The sequence below is a fragment of the Blastococcus sp. SYSU DS1021 genome, assembly GCF_054050995.1.
In genome coordinates this window covers 1-18,470 of the sequence record NZ_JBJHAL010000007.1, presented here as the reverse complement: position 1 = coordinate 18,470, position 18,470 = coordinate 1, and the positions used below count along the sequence as shown (strand labels likewise).

The window sequence follows — 18,470 nt, the reverse complement described above, 5'->3', positions numbered from 1 at the left end:
CGGGTATCCGTGCAGCCGGTGCCGGCGCCGGCGCCGTCGTCGTCCTGACCGGTGCGCCGCGGGTGGCCCCGGGCCCGTGGTCGCGACCCCAGGCGTCTGCCACCGCGGCGACGACCGCACGGCTGCGGCGACGGCGCGCAGCGGTGTGCACTGCGACCGGGCAGACGCACAGGGGCCCGGCACCGATGCGGTGCCGGGCCCCTGGTGGCCGTCAGCGGATCAGCGATCCGCTCGCCGGGTTCAGCCGCGCGCCGGGCCGATGCCCTGCGCGTTGAGCCCCTCGATGATCCGGGCGGACTCGTCGAAGCCGATGACCACGATGGCGTCGGGGTTGAGGTCGACCATCTGCTGCACCTCGGCGTCGTAGTTCGCCGCCGTGGGGTCGTAGATGACCAGCTCGATGCTGTCCTCCGCCAGCCCGCTGCTCACCAGGTTGTCGACGGTGTTCTCCGCCAGCCCGGTGCCGTAGGAGTCGTTGCGGGCGAGGATCCCGACGGTGCTCACACCGTCAGCGATGATCTCGTCGGCCAGGGCGCGAGCCTGCAGCGTGTCCGGCGGGGCGGTGCGGAAGTACAGCCCGCCGTCGTCGTAGTTGGTGAACTCGTCGGACGTGTTCGCCGGCGAGATCTGCACGACACCGGCACCGGTGACCTTGTCGATGACCGTCCGGGTGACGGCCGAGGAGGCCGCACCGACGATCACGTCGACGTTCTGCTGCAGCAGGGCGTCGACCGACTGGGTCGCGATGTCGGTCGAGGTGTCACCGGAGTCACGCTGGATGAGCTGCACCGGCTGGCCGAGCACGCCGCCGACCCCGTTGATCTCCTGGACGGCCAGCTCGGCGGCGGCGATCTCCGGGGGGCCGAGGAAGGCCAGGTCGCCGGTCTGCGGGAGCAGGGTGCCGATGACGAGCGGGTCGTCGGAGGTGGCGCCCGGCGGGGCCGGCGCAGGGCCCTCGTCCTCCGCGGCGTTCGCCTCGTCGCCGGCGAGCACGAACTCGGTCTCGTCGGCGGCGATCGTGTTGTCGTCGCCGAACTGCAGGATGCCGAAGCTGGCCACGGAGGGCTCACCGGGCGCGGCGAAGGCCAGCGGGCCGGAGACACCGTCGTAGTCGGGGTTGCCCCCGGCGTTGACGATCTCCTGGCAGGAGGCGAAGTCCGTGCAGGTCTCCCCGCCGAAGGTCACGCCGTTGATGTAGGGGGCGAACACGGCGGGGTCGGTGCTGCCCGCCAGCGACGCGGCGATCGCGGAGATCATGATCGCGTCGTAGGTCTCCCCGGCGTAGTTGAAGTCGACCAGGTTCGGGTCGACCTCGAGCAGCCGGTTGGTGAAGTCCTCACCCAGGTCGGTCAGGGGCGTGGTGCCCTTCATCCCGGCGAGCGCGCCCTCCTCGGTGAACGACTCCCCGAGCGCGTTGCCCATGTTGCCGTCGGTGCCGTAGACGTTGACCTGCTTCTCGCCGCTGTCGCCGCCGCCCTCGGCCGACGTGCCACCGTCCTCGTCGCCGCCACCGCAGGCGGTCAGCGCGAGCAGGGCAGCACCGGTGACGGCGATGCTGCGGGCAGTAGTGCCAGTGCGCATCAAATGACTCCCAGTGTCATCAGTGCGCCCGGCGCCGGCGCGCGTACGCGACGACCGCCGACCGGGCGCCGATCGGTGCGCAGAACCTAGCTGCCGTCCGGAAGGTTGCACCCGGCCCGAGAGGGACCGTGATGAGGTCGTGACCTCGGTGTCCGCATGGTGGAACCGCGGGCACGGTCGGTGATCGCCCGGCGACGCTGCGGCGCGACAGACCTGCCGGAACGCCGTCCGGGATCAGGCGGTGCTGTCGTCGGGCGTCGCGGCGGCCGTCAGGATCGACTCCGCGAGGGCCTTCATGCTGGTCCGCTGGTTCATGGCGGTGCGCTGGATCCAGCGGAACGCCTCGGCCTCGGTCATGCCCTGGTCGGCCATCAGCCGGCCCTTCGCCCGCTCGACGACCTTGCGGGTCTCCAGCCGCTCCTCGAGCGACTTCACCTCGCCGTCGAGCGCGGTCATCTCGGCGAACCGGCCCCGCGCCACCTCGATGGCCGGCACGAGGTCGTTCTTGGAGAACGGCTTGACCAGGTACGCCATCGCCCCGGCGTCGCGCGCCCGCTCCACCAGCTCGCGCTGGCTGAACGCGGTGAGCACGATGACCGGCGCCACGCGGGCCGAGGCGATCTGCTCGGCGGCGGAGAGCCCGTCGAGCACCGGCATCTGGATGTCGAGGATGACCAGGTCGGGGCGGAGCTCCTCGGCGCGTTCCACGGCCTGCTGGCCGTCACCGACCTCGGCGACGACGAGATACCCCTCCTCCTCGAGCATCTCCTTGAGGTCGAGACGGATCAACGCCTCGTCCTCGGCGATCAGAACCCGGATCGGCTCGCTGCTCACGGGGTGGCAGCCTATCGGCGTGGGCGCCGGCCCACCGCCCGGCTACTCTTCTCGGGCGCCGGTCGCACCTGGCCGGCACGCCCCCGTACCCCAATCGGCAGAGGGAGCGGATTCAAAACCCGCGCAGTGTGCGTTCGAGTCGCACCGGGGGCACCGAGCGGTCACCGTTCCACCGGGTCGACTGCCCGGCGTGCGATGGCGAGCGTGAGCAGCCCGGCGACGAGGAAGGTCGCACCGAGCACCGCCCACCCCGCCGCGCCGTGCTCGACGGCGGTCGCGGTGACCACCAGCGGCGCGGCCATCGCACCGAGGGCGTAGCCGGTCTGGCTCACTCCCTGGTACGCCCCGGCGCGGCGCTCGTCGGCCAGCTCGAAGGCCAGCCCCCAGCTGCCGGCCTCACCCCACATCTCGCCGGCGGTGTGCGCGAGGGCCGCGAGCACCAGCACGCCGACCGCCACCACGACGCCGCCGAGGCCGGCCGCCGCGTACAGCGCGCACGCCACCGCCAGCATGGCCCCGGCCGGCGCCACGGCGCGCCCTGCGGTGGGGATGTCGTGGGTGCCGCGCGCGGCCCGGACCTGGAAGAGCGCGATGAGCACCGTGTTCAGCACGAGGAGCACCGAGACGGTCACCGGGGGCGCGGCCGTCCCGCCGGCCACCCAGAGCGGGACGCCGACGGTCTGCAACCCGAAGTGCATGGCGAGGACCGCGTTGAGGCCGGCGACGGCCAGGTAGCGCCCGTCCCGCAGCGGCGAGCGACCTCCCGGCGCCTGCGCGAGCGTGACGGCCGGGGTGTCGCCGCAGCGCCCCCGCACGAGCGCCGGGAGGCCGAGCAGCGGCAGGCAGGAGACGACACGAGGACGCCGACCGCGGCGAGCGTGGCCCGGTAGGCGCCCGCGGTGTCGTGCAGCAGCGCACCCGCGGCCAGGCAGGTGCCCAGGCCGATGAAGACGTTGGTCACCACCCGCAGGCGCGCCCGCACGCCGACGCGGTCCGCGCCGCGGCGAGACGGTGAGCTTCGCCGACGGCGTCGTCTCGGTGCGCCTGAAAGCGGCGATCAGCTACACCCGGTCGACCAGCGGGGAGGGGCTGACGCTCGTGCCCACGCTGTTCGGGCGCACCGCCTCCGCCCCCATCTCGCCCGAGGAACCGCCGCTGGTCATGTACGCCGCCCGCGGGGTGGGCACGCTGTGGGAGAGCCGGCGGCTGACCTCCCCGGCGGCGCTCGCGGGCCTGGTCGGAGCTGTCCGCGCCGGGCTGCTCACCGAGCTGGCCACCCCGTCGTCGTCCACCGAGCTCGCGGTGCGCCTGGGGGTCACCACCCCCGCGGTCAACCAGCACCTGCGCGCGCTGCGCGCCGCCGGCCTGCTCCTCTCCGCCCGGCACGGGCGCTCGGTGCTCTACCGCCGCTCCGACCTCGGCGACCGGCTCGTCGCCGGCAGCGGGCCGGACGGCCCCGGTACCGCGCCCGGGTGCCCTCCCCGGTCGCGCTGAGCGACGCAATACGGTGGCACCGTGACCGAGCCCGCGCCGCACATGACGCCCGAGCAGTTCCGGCAGCACGGCCACGAGGTGGTCGACTGGATCGCCGACTACTGGACGCGGATCTCTTCCTTCCCGGTGCGCTCGCAGGTCTCCCCCGGCGACGTCCGCGCGGCGCTGCCCGCGGATCCCCCGGAGTCGGGTGAACCGTTCTCCGCGGTGCTGGCCGATCTGGACCGCGTGGTCATGCCGGGCATCACGCACTGGCAGCACCCGGGGTTCTTCGGCTACTTCCCGGCCAACACCTCCGGCCCGTCGGTGCTCGGCGACCTGGTCTCGGCGGGCCTGGGCGTGCAGGGGATGTCCTGGGTGACCAGCCCGGCGGCGACCGAGCTGGAACAGCACGTCATGGACTGGTTCGCCGGCCTGCTGGGCCTGCCGGAGTCCTTCCTCTCCACGGGCAGCGGCGGGGGCGTCGTCCAGGACTCCAGCTCCGGGGCGAACCTCGTCGCGCTGCTGGCCGCCCTCCACCGCGCCTCCGGCGGGGCCACCGTCCGCGGCGGGGTGCAACCCGACCGCGCCACCGTCTACGTGTCCGCCGAGACGCACTCGTCGATGGAGAAGGCCGTACGCATCGCCGGCCTGGGCAGCGATGCGGTCCGGATCGTGGAGGTCGACGGCGACCTCGCGATGAACCCCGGCGCGCTCGCCGCCCGGCTCGAGCGGGACGTCGCCCGCGGGTACCGGCCCGTGCTGGTCTGCGCGACCATCGGCACGACGTCGACCACCGCGGTCGACCCGCTGGCCGCCATCGGTCCCATCTGCCAGCAGCACGGCGTCTGGCTGCACGTCGACGCCGCGTACGCCGGCGTGAGCGCGGTCGCCCCCGAGCTGCGCGAGTTGCAGGCCGGCGTCGAGTGGGCCGACAGCTACACCACCGACGCCCACAAGTGGCTGCTCACCGGCTTCGACGCGACGCTCTTCTGGGTCGCCGACCGGGCGGCCCTCACCGGCGCCCTGGCGATCCTCCCCGACTACCTGCGCAACGCCGCCACCGACGCCGGCGCCGTCGTCGACTACCGCGACTGGCAGATCGAGCTCGGCCGGCGCTTCCGCGCGCTCAAGCTCTGGTTCGTCCTCCGCTGGTACGGCGCGGAAGGGCTGCGCGCCCACGTCCGGGGGCACGTGGCGCTGGCCCAGGAGCTGGCCGGCTGGGCCGCGGCCGACGACCGGTTCGACGTCGTCGCACCGCACCCGCTGTCCCTGGTCTGCCTCCAGCCCCGCTGGCCGGCCGGTGTCGACGCCGACGTCGCGACGATGACGCTGCTCGACCGCCTCAACGACGGCGGCGAGGTCTTCCTGACCCACACCACCGTGCGTCGGGAGGTGGTCCTGCGCGTCGCGATCGGCTCGCCGGCGACGACGCGGGCGCACGTCGAGCGGGTGTGGGCCCTGCTCACCGAGGGCCACGACTGGCTGGCCGCCGACTTCGCCACCCAGGCCGCCGAGCAGGCCGCGGCACGCGCCGCCGAGCGCGAACGGGCCGAGCAGCCGGCTGCGCAGCCGGACGGGGAGCGCACCGGCGACACGGCGGGCGCGGGCCCCGCCTGAGCGGCGGGGCCGGGGCTCACCGGTCCAGGGACCGGATGAGCCCCTCCTGCGCCACGGTGGCCACGTGCCGGCCGTCGGCGGACCAGATCTGCCCGAAGCAGAGCGCGCGCCCTGCCGACGCCGCGGGGCTGTCGGTCTCGTAGAGCAGCCAGTCGTCGGCACGCACCGGCTGGTGGAACCACACGGCGTGGTCGAGGCTGGCGCCGATGAAGTCCGGCCACCCCCCGCCCAGCCGGGCGAACCCCGCTGAGAGCAGGGTCAGGTCGCTGACGAACGTCAGCGCCGCCGCCTGCACCACCGGGTCGTCCCCCAGCTCGCCGGCGACGCGGAACCAGGTCCACGACTGCGTGTGCGGCGGCGACTTGGGCGGCGCGGCGAACGGGTCCTGCTGGAAGCGCTGCTCGACGACCCGCCCCATCGCCGCCATGAACGCGGCCCGCTCGCCGTGCCGGGCCACGACCTCGTCGGTGCCCATCATCTCGTCGGGGCCGGGCGCCTCCGGCATGGGCAGGGAGTGCTCCGCCACGGCGGGCTCCCCCGCGTGGAAGTCGGCGGTGAGGGCGAAGATCGCCACGTCCTCGCCCCCGCGCCGCTGGCAGGCGATGACCCGCCGGGTGGAGAACGAGCGCCCGTCGCGGATCCGGTCGACGGAGTAGCGGATCTCCTCCGACGGGTCGCCGGGCCGGAGGAAGTAGGAGTGCAGCGAGTGCACGCCCCGCTCGCCGGGCACGGTGCGGCCCGCGGCCACGAGCGCCTGGCCGGCCACCTGCCCGCCGAAGATCCGCTGCCGCTCACTGCTCGGCGTCTTGCCGACGAACACGTCGGGCTCGCGCTCGGCGAGGTCGAGCACCGACAGCAGCGCCGCCGCCTGGGTGTCCTGCGGCCCCCCGGTCACGAGTCCGTCCCCACCTCGTGCACCCGGATGAGGTTCGTGGACCCGACCGTGTTGGGCGGGCTGCCCGCCACCACGACCACCCGGTCGCCCACCTTCAGCCGGCCGATGGACAGCAGCGAGAAGTCCACCTGCGCCACCATGTCGTCGGTGTGCTCCACCATGGGCACCAGGAAGGTCTCCACGCCCCACGACAGGGCGAGTTGGCTGCGCACCCTCGCGTCGACGGTGAACGCGAGCAGCGGCTGCCTGGGGTGCAGCGCCGCGAGCCGCCGGGCGGTCTCCCCCGTCTGCGTGAAGGTCGCCAGCGCCTTGACGTCCAGGGACTCCCCGATGTCCCGCGCCGCCCGGACGATCGCGCCGGAGCGGGACCGCGACCGCCGTGCCACCTCGGGCACCCACAGGTGGTCGCTCTCGACCGCCTCGATGATCCGGTCCATCGTCCGGACCGCGCCGATCGGGTACGCCCCGACGGAGGTCTCCCCCGAGAGCATCACCGCGTCGGCGCCGTCGAGCACGGCGTTGGCGACGTCGGAGGCCTCCGCGCGGGTCGGCCGCGAGTTGGTGATCATCGACTCGAGCATCTGGGTCGCCACGATGACCGGCTTGTTGCGCTCGCGGGCCGCCTGGATGGCCCGCTTCTGCACCAGCGGCACCTGCTCGAGGGCGAGCTCCACGCCCAGGTCCCCGCGAGCGACCATGATGCCGTCGAACGCCTCGACGATGGCATCGAGGTTGCGCACCGCCTCGGGCTTCTCCAGCTTGGCGATGACCGGGACGGAGATGTCCTCCTGGCGCATGATGTCGCGGACCAGCGCCACGTCCGCGGGCGAGCGCACGAAGGACAGCGCGATGAAGTCCACGCCGAGGTGCAGGGCGAACCGCAGGTCGCGCTCGTCCTTGTCCGACAGGGCCGGCACGCTCACCGCCACCCCGGGCAGCGAGAGCCCCTTGTTGTTCGACACCTTGCCGCCCTCGACGACGAGGCAGAAGACGTCGGGGCCCTCGACGCGGACGACGCTGAGGGAGAGGTTGCCGTCGTCCACCAGGAGCCGGTCCCCCACCCGGACGTCGTTGGCGAGGTCCTTGTAGGTGGTCGAGACCCGCTCCGCGGTGCCCTCGACGTCCTCGACGGTGATGCAGACCTCGCTGCCGGTCGCCCAGGTGACCGGACCGTCGGCGAAGGTGCCCAGCCGGATCTTGGGCCCCTGGAGGTCCGCCAGGATGGCCACGGCGTGGCCGGTGCTGTCGGAGGCCTGCCGCACCAGGTGGTAGGCGGTCGCGTGGTCCTCGTGGGAACCGTGGCTGAAGTTGAGGCGGGCGACGTCCATCCCCGACTCGACGAGGGCGGTGACCTGCTCGGCGGAGCTGGTGGCCGGACCGAGGGTGCAGACGATCTTCGCGCGGCGGGACATGGGGATAACGCTAGTGCCACGACGAACTCGGTGGCGGAGCGACCCGGGCCCGGTTCCCGCGTGTCGGTGATACCGACCGGTAGGAACCGGGCCCGGGGCTGGAGCGGGTGCTGCTACCGCAGCGCGACCGCCGTCGGGGTGACCGGCCGGGGCAGCATGGACTCCCCGGTCAGCCAGGTGTCGACGGCGGCAGCAGCGGCGCGGCCCTCCGCGATCGCCCAGACGATGAGCGACTGGCCCCGGCCCATGTCGCCGGCCACGAAGACGCCGGGCACGGTGGACATGAACTCCCCGTCACGGGAGACGTTGCCCCGGCCGTCGACCTCGACGCCGAGGGTGTCGACGAGGCCCTCGCGCTGCGCCCCGGTGAAGCCCATGGCGAGGAACACCAGGTCGGCGGGGAGCTCTCGCTCGGTCCCCTCGATCTTCTGGAACCGGCCGTCGACGCGCTCGACCTCGTGGAGGAGCAGCGCGCGGACGTTGCCGTTCTCGTCGCCGAGGAACCGCTCGGTGTTGACCGAGTACAGCCGCTCGCCGCCCTCTTCGTGCGCGCTGGAGACGCGCATGATCATCGGGTAGGTCGGCCACGGGTTGCTGGCCTGGTCGCGACGGTCCGGCGGCGCCGGCATGATCTCCAGCTGCGTGACCGAGGCCGCGCCCTGGCGGTGGGCGGTGCCGAGGCAGTCGGCACCGGTGTCACCGCCACCGATGATCACGACGTGCTTGCCGTGGGCGTTGATCGGCGGGTCGTCGAGCTCGCCGAGAGCCTGGCGGTTGCCGTAGGGCAGGTACTCCATGGCCAGGTGGATGCCGGCCAGCTCACGGCCGGGAGCCGGGAGGTCGCGGCCGATGGTCGCGCCGCCGGCGAGCACCACGGCGTCGAAGTCGCCACGCAGCTGCTCGACCGACAGGTCACCCTCGCCGCTACCGCCCACCTCGACGCCGGTGACGAACCGGGTGCCCTCGGCGCGCATCTGGTCCAGCCGCCGGTCCAGGACGGACTTCTCCATCTTGAACTCGGGGATGCCGTAGCGGATCAGCCCGCCGATGCGGTCGGCCCGCTCGTAGACGGTCACGTCGTGGCCGGCCCGGGTGAGCTGCTGGCCGGCGGCCAGCCCGGCGGGGCCGGACCCGACGACGGCGACCTTCTTGCCGGTGCGCTCGGCCGAGGTCTGCGGCTGCACCCAGCCCTCGTCCCAGGCGCGGTCGATGATCTCCCACTCGATCTGCTTGATGGTGACCGGCGACTCCTGCAGGTTCAGCACGCAGGAGCCCTCGCACGGCGCCGGGCAGAGCTTCCCGGTGAACTCCGGGAAGTTGTTCGTCGCGTGCAGCCGCTCGATCGCGTCGTGCCAGTCGTCGCGGCGGGCGAGGTCGTTCCACTCCGGAATCAGGTTCGCCACCGGGCAGGCGTGGTGGCAGAACGGGATGCCGCAGTCCATGCAGCGGGCGGCCTGCTTGCGCACCTCCGCCGTCGGGAACAACGGGTCCTCCCCGTTCTGGCGCCGGGTGTAGACGTCCTTCCAGTCCAGGAGGCGGACCTCGACGGGGCGGCGCGGCGGGAGGTCGCGCTCGTACTTCAGGAAACCGGTCTGGTCAGCCACGTGCCGCCTCCATCACTGCTCGGTCCACGTCCGTACCGGCGGCCTCCGCGGCCCGTCGGGCCTCCAGTGCCCGCCGGTAGTCGCGCGGCATGATCACGCTGAACTGCTCCGACCAGCGGCCCCAGTCGGCCAGCAGCGCGGTCGCCACGGTCGACTCGGTGTCGGCCGCGTAGCGCACGAGCACGTCGCGCAGCCACTGCGCCGACTCGCCGTCCAGCGGCTCGACGTCCACCATCTCGGGGTTCACCCGGTGCCGGGCGAGGTCCAGCACGTACGCGATGCCCCCGGACATGCCGGCGGCGATGTTGCGGCCGGTCGGCCCGAGGATCACCGCGCGCCCCCCGGTCATGTACTCGAGGGCGTGGTCGCCCACGCCCTCGACGACGGCCAGCGCGCCGGAGTTGCGCACGCAGAACCGCTCGCCGACCCGGCCCCGGAGGAAGATCTCCCCGCCCGTGGCGCCGTAGCCGATGACGTTGCCGGCGATGACGTTGTCCTCGGCCGCGAACGACGCCTCGCGGGACGGCCGCACGATGATCCGGCCGCCGGACAGCCCCTTGCCGACGTAGTCGTTGGCGTCACCGAACAGCCGCATGGTGATGCCGCGGGGCACGAACGCGCCGAACGACTGCCCGGCCGATCCGCCGAAGGTGAGGTCGATCGTGCCGTCGGGCAGCCCCTCGCCGCCGAAGCGGCGGGTGACCATCGACCCCAGCATCGTGCCCACGGTGCGGTTGACGTTGCGCACCGGCAGCTCCAGGCTCACCGGTCGCGCGTCGAGCAGCGCCCCCTCGCACAGCTGGATGAGCGTCTGGTCCAGCGCCACGTCCAGGCCGTGGTCCTGGCCGCGCACGGCCCGCCGCGGCGTGCCCTCGGGCAGCTCGGGCACCACGAGCACCGGTGCGAGGTCGAGGCCCTGCGCCTTCCAGTGGTCGACGGCCTGGCGGGTGTCCAGCAGCTCGGCGTGGCCGACGGCCTCGTCGATGGACCGGAAGCCCAGCTCGGCCAGGTAGGAGCGCACCTGCTCGGCGAGGAACTCGAAGAAGGTGACCACGAACTCCGGCCGCCCGGTGAACCGCTTGCGCAACTCCGGGTTCTGGGTGGCGACGCCGACCGGGCAGGTGTCGAGGTGGCAGACCCGCATCATGACGCAGCCGGAGACCACCAGCGGCGCGGTCGCGAAGCCGAACTCCTCGGCCCCCAGCAGCGCCGCGACGATCACGTCGCGACCGGTCTTCATCTGGCCGTCGACCTGCACCACGATGCGGTCGCGCAGCCCGTTGGCCAGCAGGGTCTGCTGGGTCTCCGCCAGACCGAGCTCCCACGGCGAGCCCGCGTGCTTCAGCGAGGTGAGCGGCGCGGCACCGGTGCCGCCGTCGAACCCGGAGATCAGGACGACGTCGGCGTGCGCCTTGCTGACACCCGCCGCGACCGTGCCGACGCCGACCTCGGCGACGAGCTTGACGTGCACCCGCGCCTGGTCGTTCGCGTTCTTCAGGTCGTGGATGAGCTGCTTGAGGTCCTCGATCGAGTAGATGTCGTGGTGCGGCGGCGGGCTGATCAGGCCGACGCCCGGCGTCGAGTGCCGGGTCCGGGCGACCCACGGGTAGACCTTGCCGCCGGGCAGCTGCCCGCCCTCGCCGGGCTTGGCGCCCTGCGCCATCTTGATCTGGATGTCGTCGGCGTTGACCAGGTACTCGCTGGTGACGCCGAACCGGCCGGAGGCCACCTGCTTGATCGCCGAGCGGCGCAGGTCGCCGTTCGGGTCGGGGGTGAACCGGTCGGGGTCCTCACCGCCCTCGCCGGTGTTCGAGCGACCGCCGAGGCGGTTCATGGCGATGGCGAGGGTCTCGTGCGCCTCCTGCGAGATCGAGCCGTAGCTCATCGCGCCGGTGTTGAAGCGCTTCACGATCTCGCTGACCGGCTCCACCTCGTCGAGCGCCACGGGCGGACGCACGCCGGTCTTCAGCGTGAACAGGCCGCGCAGCGTGGCGGCTTCCTCGGACATCTTGTCGACGGTCTGCGTGTACTTCTCGAAGACGTCGTACTGCCGGGAGCGCGTGGCGTGCTGCAGGAGGAACACCGTCTCGGGGTTGAACAGGTGCACCTCGCCCTCGCGGCGCCACTGGTACTCGCCGCCGACCTCGAGGCGACGGTGCGCGGTCTCGGTGGGGTTCTCCGGGTAGGCGCGGCGGTGGCGCATGGCCACCTCCTCGGCCAGCACGTCGATGCCGACGCCGCCCAGGGGGCAGGAGGTGCCGGTGAAGTACTCGTCGACGAGCTCCTGGGAGAGGCCGACGGCCTCGAAGATCTGCGCCATCGTGTACGAGCCGACGGTGCTGATGCCCATCTTGCTCATGACCTTCAGGACGCCCTTGCCCAGCGCCTTCACCACGTTGCGCACCGCCTGGGCGGGCTCGACGCCGGTGAGGACGCCGTCGCGGATGAGGTCCTCGATCGACTCGAAGGCCAGGTAGGGGTTGACCGCTGCGGCGCCGTAGCCCAGCAGCAGCGCGACATGGTGCACCTCGCGGCAGTCGCCGGACTCGACGACGAGGCCCACCTCCATGCGGGTCTTCTCCCGCACCAGGTGGTGGTGCACCGCGGCGGTCATCAGCAGCGACGGGATGGGAGCGCGCTGCTCGTCGCAGTCGCGGTCGGAGAGCACGATGATCCGGGCGCCGGCGGAGATGGCCTTGGAGACCTTGGTGCGCAGCTGCTCGATCGCCTCGGCCAGCGCCGTGCCGCCGCCGTTGACGTCGAAGTGACCGGTGATCCGGACGGCGGCGTACCCGGGCAGGTCGCCGTCGTCGTCGATGTGCAGGATCTTGGCCAGCTCGTCGTTGTCGATGACCGGGAAGGGCAGGTAGACCTGCCGGCAGGACGCCGGGGTGGCGGCGAGCAGGTTCTGCTCCGGGCCGAAGGTGCGGCCCAGGCTGGTCACCAGCTCCTCACGGATGGCGTCCAGCGGCGGGTTGGTCACCTGCGCGAACAGCTGACCGAAGTAGTCGTAGAGCAGCCGGGAGCGGTCCGACAGCGCGGCGATGGGGGTGTCGGTCCCCATCGAGCCGATCGGCTCGGCGCCGCTGGCCGCCATCGGCGTGACCAGCATGCGCAGGTCCTCCTCGGTGTAGCCGAAGAGGAGCTGGCGGCGCACGACCGACTCGTGGCTGGGCCGGGAGCGACGGCGCTCGGGCAGCTGCGGCAGGTGCACCAGGCCGGCGTGCAGCCAGTCGCCGTAGGGGTGCTCCGCGGCCAGGGCACCCTTGACCTCCTCGTCGGAGACGATCCGCCCCGAGGCGGTGTCGACGAGGAACATGCGGCCCGGCTGCAGCCGGCCCTTGGCCACGACGTCGGCGGCCGGGATGTCGAGCACGCCGACCTCGCTGGCCATGACCACCAGGTCGTCCTTGGTGTGCCACCAGCGGCCCGGGCGCAGGCCGTTGCGGTCGAGCACCGCGCCGATCAGCGTGCCGTCGGTGAAGCAGACGGCGGCGGGGCCGTCCCACGGCTCCATGATCGAGGAGTGGAAGCGGTAGAAGGCCCGGCGGGCGGCGTCCATCTCGGCGTGGTTCTCCCACGCCTCGGGGATCATCATCAGCACCGCGTGCGGCAGCGAGCGGCCGGACAGGTGCAGCAGCTCGAGGACCTCGTCGAAGGTCGCCGAGTCGCTGAAGTCGCTGGCGGTGACCGGGAAGATCCGGTCCAGGCCGAGCTCGCTGGCCGGGCCGGCCGGGCCGTCGAACAGCTCGGTCTCCAGCTTGGCCTCGCGGGCGCGCATCCGGTTGCGGTTGCCCTTGATCGTGTTGATCTCGCCGTTGTGCGCGATGAAGCGGAACGGGTGGGCCAGCGGCCAGCTCGGGAAGGTGTTGGTGGAGAACCGGCTGTGCACCAGCGCGATCGCCGACTCGTAGCGCTCGTCGCGCAGGTCGGTGAAGAACAGCGGCAGCTGGTCGGTGGTGAGCATGCCCTTGTAGGTGATCGTGCGCGACGACAGCGAGGCGATGTACAGCGAGCTGCCCGCGTCGACGGCGGCGCGCTCGGCACGCTTGCGCAGCACGAAGGAGCGCCGCTCCAGCCGGGTGACCCCGTTGCAGACGACGTTCCCGCCGAAGGCCTTCTCGTCGGCCCGGCCGCCCATGGTCTCGGCGACGAAGACCTGGGCGAAGTGCGGCATCACCGCCCGCGCCGTGGGGCCGAGGTCCGCGCCCTCGGGCTCGACCGGGACGTCGCGCCAGCCGAGGACGGTGAGCCCCTCCTCCTCGGCGAGACGGGCCACGTCGTCGTACCGGGCGGCGCGCTCGTCCTCGTCGGTCGGCAGGAACGCGATGCCGACCGAGTACTCGCCGAGCGGCGGCAGGTCGAAGCCCACGCTGGCGCGCAGCAGCGCGTCGGGGATCTGGGTGAGGATGCCGGCCCCGTCACCCGAGTTCGGCTCGGCGCCGGCGGCGCCGCGGTGGTCGAGGTTGTGCAGCGCGGTGAGACCGGCGGCGACGATCCGGCGGCTCCGGCGGCCACGGGCGTCGGCCACGAAGGCGACACCGCAGGCGTCCTTGTCGTTGGCCGGGTCGTAGAGCCCGCTGGGGGCGGGCACGGCGGAGAACGGCACAGCGCTGGCGGGGGTTGCCGCGGTGGCGGTGGCGGGAAGGTCGGTCATGTCACTCCCGTCGTCGGCGCACCGTCGTCCCTCGGAGCGAGGGGTGGACGGGGGGCGGGGGCCCGGGCCGGGGGTCAAGGGCGGCGGTCAGGGGCGGCACGTGCGGAGGCGCGGGGACCGGCCGGACACAGGTGGCCCCGACCGGCAGCGGCGCGCGAGCCCACCGGTTGGTGCCGGCAGGCCGTCGTCCGCGGGGCAGCGCTGGCCCGGTCCGACACTACGACCCGACCAGGATCGCTGGCGGGTCAGCCGGAAGAGTACACAGCCGTAACACCGTCCTGACACGTCCGAAGCCGATCCGTGACGGTGCACACGCCCACCGGCCGCGGGTCGTCGCACCGGACCGGCGGTGCCGCCGTCAGCCCGTGGCCGGCGGTCGGTGATCGTCGTCACGCGCCCCGGCCGCCGAGGCCCCGGACGACTCGCCGGACGCCTCGGCCGCCGGCCCGGAGGACGGGCGGGGACCGCGGTCGACGACCTCCCGGGGGCGCCCGCGCTGCCAGACGAAGTAGGCGACGGCGAGCAGGCCGACGACGATCGAGGTGAAGACGTTGACCCGGACTCCGAAGAAGGTCTCCGCGGGGTCGGTGCGCAGCAACTCGATCCACAGCCGCCCGGCGCAGTAGGACGCCACGTAGAGCGCGAACGCGCGGCCGTGGCCGAGCCGGAAGCGGCGATCGGCCCAGATGACCAGCGCCGCGGCCGCGAGGTTCCACAGCATCTCGTAGAGGAACGTCGGGTGGAACGTCCCGAGGACGACCGGCTCACCATCCGCGCCGGTGACCGCCTGGCCCCCGCTCCACTCGTAGATGGTCAGCGCCCAGGGGAGGTCGGTCGGGCCGCCGTAGAGCTCGTTGTTGAACCAGTTGCCCAGCCGGCCGATCGCCTGGGCGACGAGCAGCCCGGGCGCCAGGGCGTCGGCGAACGCGGGCAGCGGGATGCCGCGCCGCCGGCAGGCGATCCACGCCCCCACCCCGCCGAGCGCGATCGCGCCCCAGATGCCGAGGCCGCCGTCCCAGATGGCGAAGGCGCGCAGCGGGTCGCCACCCTCGCCGAAGTACGGGCGGGGGCTGGAGACCACGTGGTAGAGCCGGCCGCCGGCGATGCCGAAGGGGACGGCCCAGATGGCGATGTCCAGCACGTCGTCGGCGTGCCCGCCCCGGGCGACCCAGCGCCGCTGGGTCAGCACGATGGCGGCGACGATCCCGGCGATGATGCACAGCGCGTAGGCGCGGATCGGCAGCGGACCGAGGTGCCAGACGGCCTGGGTAGGGCTGGGGATGGCCGCGAGGACGCTCACGCGCGCACCTCCGCCCGGCGGACGCCGTCGGCCAGGTCCCGGGTCAGCACGCGGACGCCCTCGGTCCCCCGCCCCTCGAGCAGCTCCCGCACGTACGCGGAGCCGACGATGACCCCGTCGGCGAACGCGGCCACCTCCGCGGCCTGGTCGCCGTCCGAGACGCCGAGGCCGACGCAGACGGCGAGGTCGGGCGCGGCCTCCCGGGTGCGGGCCACGAGCCGCTCGGCGGCGTCGCCGACGGTGGCACGGGTGCCGGTGACCCCCATGGTCGAGGCCGCGTACACGAACCCGCGGCAGGCGGCGGTGGTGGACCGCAACCGGGCGTCGGTCGACGACGGGGCGACGAGGAACACCCGGTCGAGGTCGGACCGCTCGGCGGCGGCGATCCACGCACCGGCCTCGTCGGGGATGAGGTCGGGGGTGATGGCCCCCGCTCCCCCGGCCGCGGCCAGATCGGTCGCGAACCGCTCGACGCCGTAGCGCTCGATCGGGTTCCAGTAGCTCATCACCACCGGGACGGCGCCGGCCGCGGCCACCGCCTCGACGGCCCGCAGGACGTCGCGCATGCCCACCCCGGCCCGCACGGCGACGTCCACCGCCTGCTGGATGACGGGTCCGTCCATGCCGGGGTCGCTGTACGGGACACCGACCTCGATCACGTCCGCCCCCGCCTCGACGGCCGCCACCATGGCGGCGATCGACCCCTCGACGTCCGGGTAGCCGACCGGCAGGTAGGCGATCAGCGCCGCCCGGCCCTCGGTCCTCGCCGCGCCGAGCCGCTCGGCCAGCCTGCTCACGCCATCTCCCCTGCGTCCGGGCCGGCCACGGCCTCGTCGTTGGTGACCCCACCCTCGGTGGGCTGCTGATCGGTGTCCAGGCCCGGGCCCGGAGCGGCGTCGTCCCGGTCGCCCAGCCCGAACCACCGGGACGCGGTCTCCACGTCCTTGTCGCCGCGGCCGGAGAGGTTGACCAGCAGCAGCGAGTCCGGACCCAGCTCGCGCCCCAGCGCGAGCGCCCCCGCGAGGGCGTGCGCCGACTCGATCGCCGGGATGATGCCCTCGGTCCGGCAGAGCAGCGCGAAGGCCTCCATCGCCTCGGCGTCGGTGACCGGCCGGTACTCCGCCCGCCCGATGTCGTGCAGGTAGGAGTGCTCCGGGCCGACGCCCGGGTAGTCCAGCCCCGCGCTGATCGAGTGCGACTCCACGGTCTGGCCGTTCTCGTCCTGCAGCAGGAAGGACCGGGCGCCGTGCAGGACGCCGGGCGAGCCCCCGGTGATCGTGGCCGCGTGGCGGTCGGTGTCGACGCCGTCGCCGCCGGCCTCCAGGCCGATCAGCCGCACCCCGTCGTCGGGGACGAAGGCGGTGAAGATGCCGATGGCGTTGGACCCCCCGCCGACGCAGGCCAGGACGGCGTCGGGCAGGCGCTCCTCGCGCTCGAGCACCTGGGTACGGGCCTCGTCGCCGATCACCCGCTGGAAGTCGCGGACCATCGCCGGGAACGGATGCGGCCCCGCGACGGTGCCGAAGACGTAGTTGGTGGTCTCGACGTTGGTGACCCAGTCGCGGAAGGCCTCGTTGATCGCGTCCTTGAGGGTGCGCGAGCCGGTGGTGACCGGGACGACCTCGGCGCCGAGCAGCCGCATGCGGGCGACGTTCAGCGCCTGGCGTCGGGTGTCCTCCTCGCCCATGTAGACGGTGCAGGACAGCCCCATCAGCGCCGCCGCGGTGGCGGTGGCGACGCCGTGCTGGCCGGCGCCGGTCTCCGCGATGACACGGGTCTTGCCGATCCGCCGGGTGAGCAGGGCCTGGCCCAGCACGTTGTTGATCTTGTGCGAGCCGGTGTGGTTGAGGTCCTCGCGCTTGAGCAGGACCCGCGCGCCGCCCGCGTGCGCCGCGAACTTCGGCACCTCGGTGACCGGGCTCGGCCGGCCGGTGTAGTCGCGCTGCAGGCGGGCGAACTCGCTGAGGAACGCCGGATCGACCCGCATCGCCTCGTAGGCCTCGGTCAGCTCGTCGAGGGCGGCGATCAGCGCTTCGGGGACGAACCGGCCGCCGAAGACCCCGAAGTGCCCGGTGGCGTCCGGCCAGCCCGGTCGCGCCGGGAGCGAGAGGTCTCCGGTCTGCGGTGGGCTGGTCGTCGTCATGCGCACAGTGTCCCGCGCCGGGGACCACGAGCGGCGCAGGGGTGCGCGGGACGTCACCGGATCGGTCGAGTGCCCCGGCACGGGATCAGAACGGGGGTGGGTCGGCGTCCGGCTCGGGTGGTGGCGGTGGTGGTTGCGGTGGTGCGGTGAGGACGCGGTAGCCGGGTGGTCGGCTGGTGCGGGTGACGCCGGACGGGGTGATGACGGTGAGGACGCCGTCGTCGCTGAGGGTGTGGGTCCAGCCGGGGGCGAAGGTCTTGAGCCGGTGGTGGTGGCGGCACAGGCAGCACAGGTTCTCGCAGGCGGTGGCGCCGCGGTCGGCGTGCGGGATGACGTGGTCGAGGTCGGCCCAGCCGGCGGGCACGGTGCAGCCGGGGTGCCGGCAGGTGCGGTCCCGCGTTGCGAGGAAGCGTTGCTGGGCGGCCGAGGGCCGGTAGCGGTCGATCGGCCCGGGAACGCCGAGCAGCGGGCAGCCGCAGGACCGGTCGGGGTCTTTGGGGTCGGCGGGGTGGTCGGCGCAGCCGTGGGTGGCCAGCTTCTCCAGCTCGCGTCGGCCGGTGACCGCCCGCAGTCTTCCGGTGGCGTCGGTGAGCGCGATGGTCAGGCTGCCGGCGGGTGGGGCCTGCACGCCTGCGGCATCCAGGGCGGCGAGTAGTTCGCGCAGGTGGGCGGCGGTGATCGGCTCCCCGTCGACCTCCCCGACCGGCGCGGGCGTGCCGGGCCGGGTGAACGCGGCCGGCAGTGATGCACCAGAGGCGAGGAAACCCGCCGGGGTGAGCGCGGGCAGCGGCGCCACCACGGTCAGGTGCGCGGTCACCGCCGGCTGCTGCTGCCAGGGGCGCAGCAGCAGATCGATGAGGGCTCCGGTGCGCAGCATGCCGATCGGCCGGGCATCGCCGGCGTCCTTGGCGGCGCGGGCGTGGGCGTCGACGGCGTGCCGGCAGGCCCGGG

At 73.5% G+C, this 18,470-nt stretch carries 13 protein-coding genes and 1 tRNA gene; 3 read left to right on the top strand and 11 right to left on the bottom strand.

Going from position 1 to position 18,470, the window contains the following annotated elements:
- Positions 1–240 precede the first annotated feature (240 nt).
- A complete protein-coding gene (locus ACI8AP_RS06890; RefSeq protein WP_456588601.1) occupies positions 241–1,581 on the bottom strand; it encodes an ABC transporter substrate-binding protein in 1,341 nt (446 codons plus the stop codon).
- Between the two features lie 234 nt (positions 1,582–1,815).
- Entirely contained in the window at positions 1,816–2,415 is a 600-nt protein-coding gene (locus tag ACI8AP_RS06885) for an ANTAR domain-containing response regulator (RefSeq protein ID WP_456588600.1), read from the bottom strand.
- A gap of 79 nt (positions 2,416–2,494) precedes the next feature.
- On the opposite strand from ACI8AP_RS06885, the gene ACI8AP_RS06880 reads away from it, so the two are divergent.
- Positions 2,495–2,568, top strand: a tRNA-Leu gene (locus ACI8AP_RS06880).
- An 8-nt stretch (positions 2,569–2,576) separates the two neighbouring features.
- Here ACI8AP_RS06880 and ACI8AP_RS06875 read toward each other — a convergent pair.
- The gene (locus tag ACI8AP_RS06875; protein WP_456588599.1) at positions 2,577–3,230 is read right to left on the bottom strand and encodes a hypothetical protein; all 654 of its coding nucleotides are present in this window, start codon (positions 3,228–3,230) and stop codon (positions 2,577–2,579) included.
- Positions 3,231–3,426: 196 nt separating this feature from the next.
- Between ACI8AP_RS06875 and ACI8AP_RS06870 the strand changes: the two genes are divergently transcribed.
- On the top strand, positions 3,427–3,909 hold the full coding sequence (locus ACI8AP_RS06870; RefSeq protein WP_456588598.1) for an ArsR/SmtB family transcription factor: 483 nt from the start codon (positions 3,427–3,429) through the stop codon (positions 3,907–3,909).
- Positions 3,910–3,930: 21 nt separating this feature from the next.
- Positions 3,931–5,508 carry a pyridoxal-dependent decarboxylase gene (locus ACI8AP_RS06865; protein ID WP_456588597.1) on the top strand — a complete coding sequence of 526 codons (1,578 nt, stop codon included), beginning with the start codon at positions 3,931–3,933 and terminating at the stop codon, positions 5,506–5,508.
- A gap of 16 nt (positions 5,509–5,524) precedes the next feature.
- On the opposite strand, the gene ACI8AP_RS06860 is transcribed toward ACI8AP_RS06865, so the two are convergent.
- The 8 genes from ACI8AP_RS06860 to ACI8AP_RS06825 all read right to left on the bottom strand — a co-directional run.
- Positions 5,525–6,403, bottom strand: a complete 879-nt coding sequence (locus ACI8AP_RS06860) for an acyl-CoA thioesterase (protein WP_456588596.1) — start codon at positions 6,401–6,403, stop codon at positions 5,525–5,527.
- Positions 6,400–7,815 (bottom strand): pyruvate kinase, encoded by a 1,416-nt coding sequence (pyk, locus tag ACI8AP_RS06855; RefSeq protein ID WP_456588595.1) that lies wholly within the window; start codon positions 7,813–7,815, stop codon positions 6,400–6,402. Before pyk ends, ACI8AP_RS06860 begins: the two co-directional genes overlap by 4 nt.
- A 113-nt stretch (positions 7,816–7,928) precedes the next feature.
- A complete protein-coding gene (locus ACI8AP_RS06850) occupies positions 7,929–9,419 on the bottom strand; it encodes a glutamate synthase subunit beta (protein ID WP_456588594.1) in 1,491 nt (496 codons plus the stop codon).
- On the bottom strand, positions 9,412–14,076 hold the full coding sequence (gene gltB / locus ACI8AP_RS06845; RefSeq protein WP_456588593.1) for a glutamate synthase large subunit: 4,665 nt from the start codon (positions 14,074–14,076) through the stop codon (positions 9,412–9,414). Before gltB ends, ACI8AP_RS06850 begins: the two co-directional genes overlap by 8 nt.
- A 358-nt stretch (positions 14,077–14,434) precedes the next feature.
- Complete coding sequence (gene lgt / locus ACI8AP_RS06840; RefSeq protein WP_456588592.1) at positions 14,435–15,376, bottom strand: prolipoprotein diacylglyceryl transferase; 942 nt, start codon at positions 15,374–15,376, stop codon at positions 14,435–14,437.
- Positions 15,373–16,173: a tryptophan synthase subunit alpha gene (trpA, locus tag ACI8AP_RS06835; protein WP_456588591.1), complete on the bottom strand. Its 801-nt coding sequence runs from the start codon at positions 16,171–16,173 to the stop codon at positions 15,373–15,375. The genes lgt and trpA overlap by 4 nt, the downstream gene beginning before the upstream one ends.
- Complete coding sequence (gene trpB / locus ACI8AP_RS06830; RefSeq protein WP_456588590.1) at positions 16,170–17,519, bottom strand: tryptophan synthase subunit beta; 1,350 nt, start codon at positions 17,517–17,519, stop codon at positions 16,170–16,172. Before trpB ends, trpA begins: the two co-directional genes overlap by 4 nt.
- 85 nt (positions 17,520–17,604) lie before the next feature.
- A partial coding sequence (locus ACI8AP_RS06825; RefSeq protein WP_456588589.1) for an HNH endonuclease signature motif containing protein occupies positions 17,605–18,470 on the bottom strand: 866 nt, incomplete at its 5' end.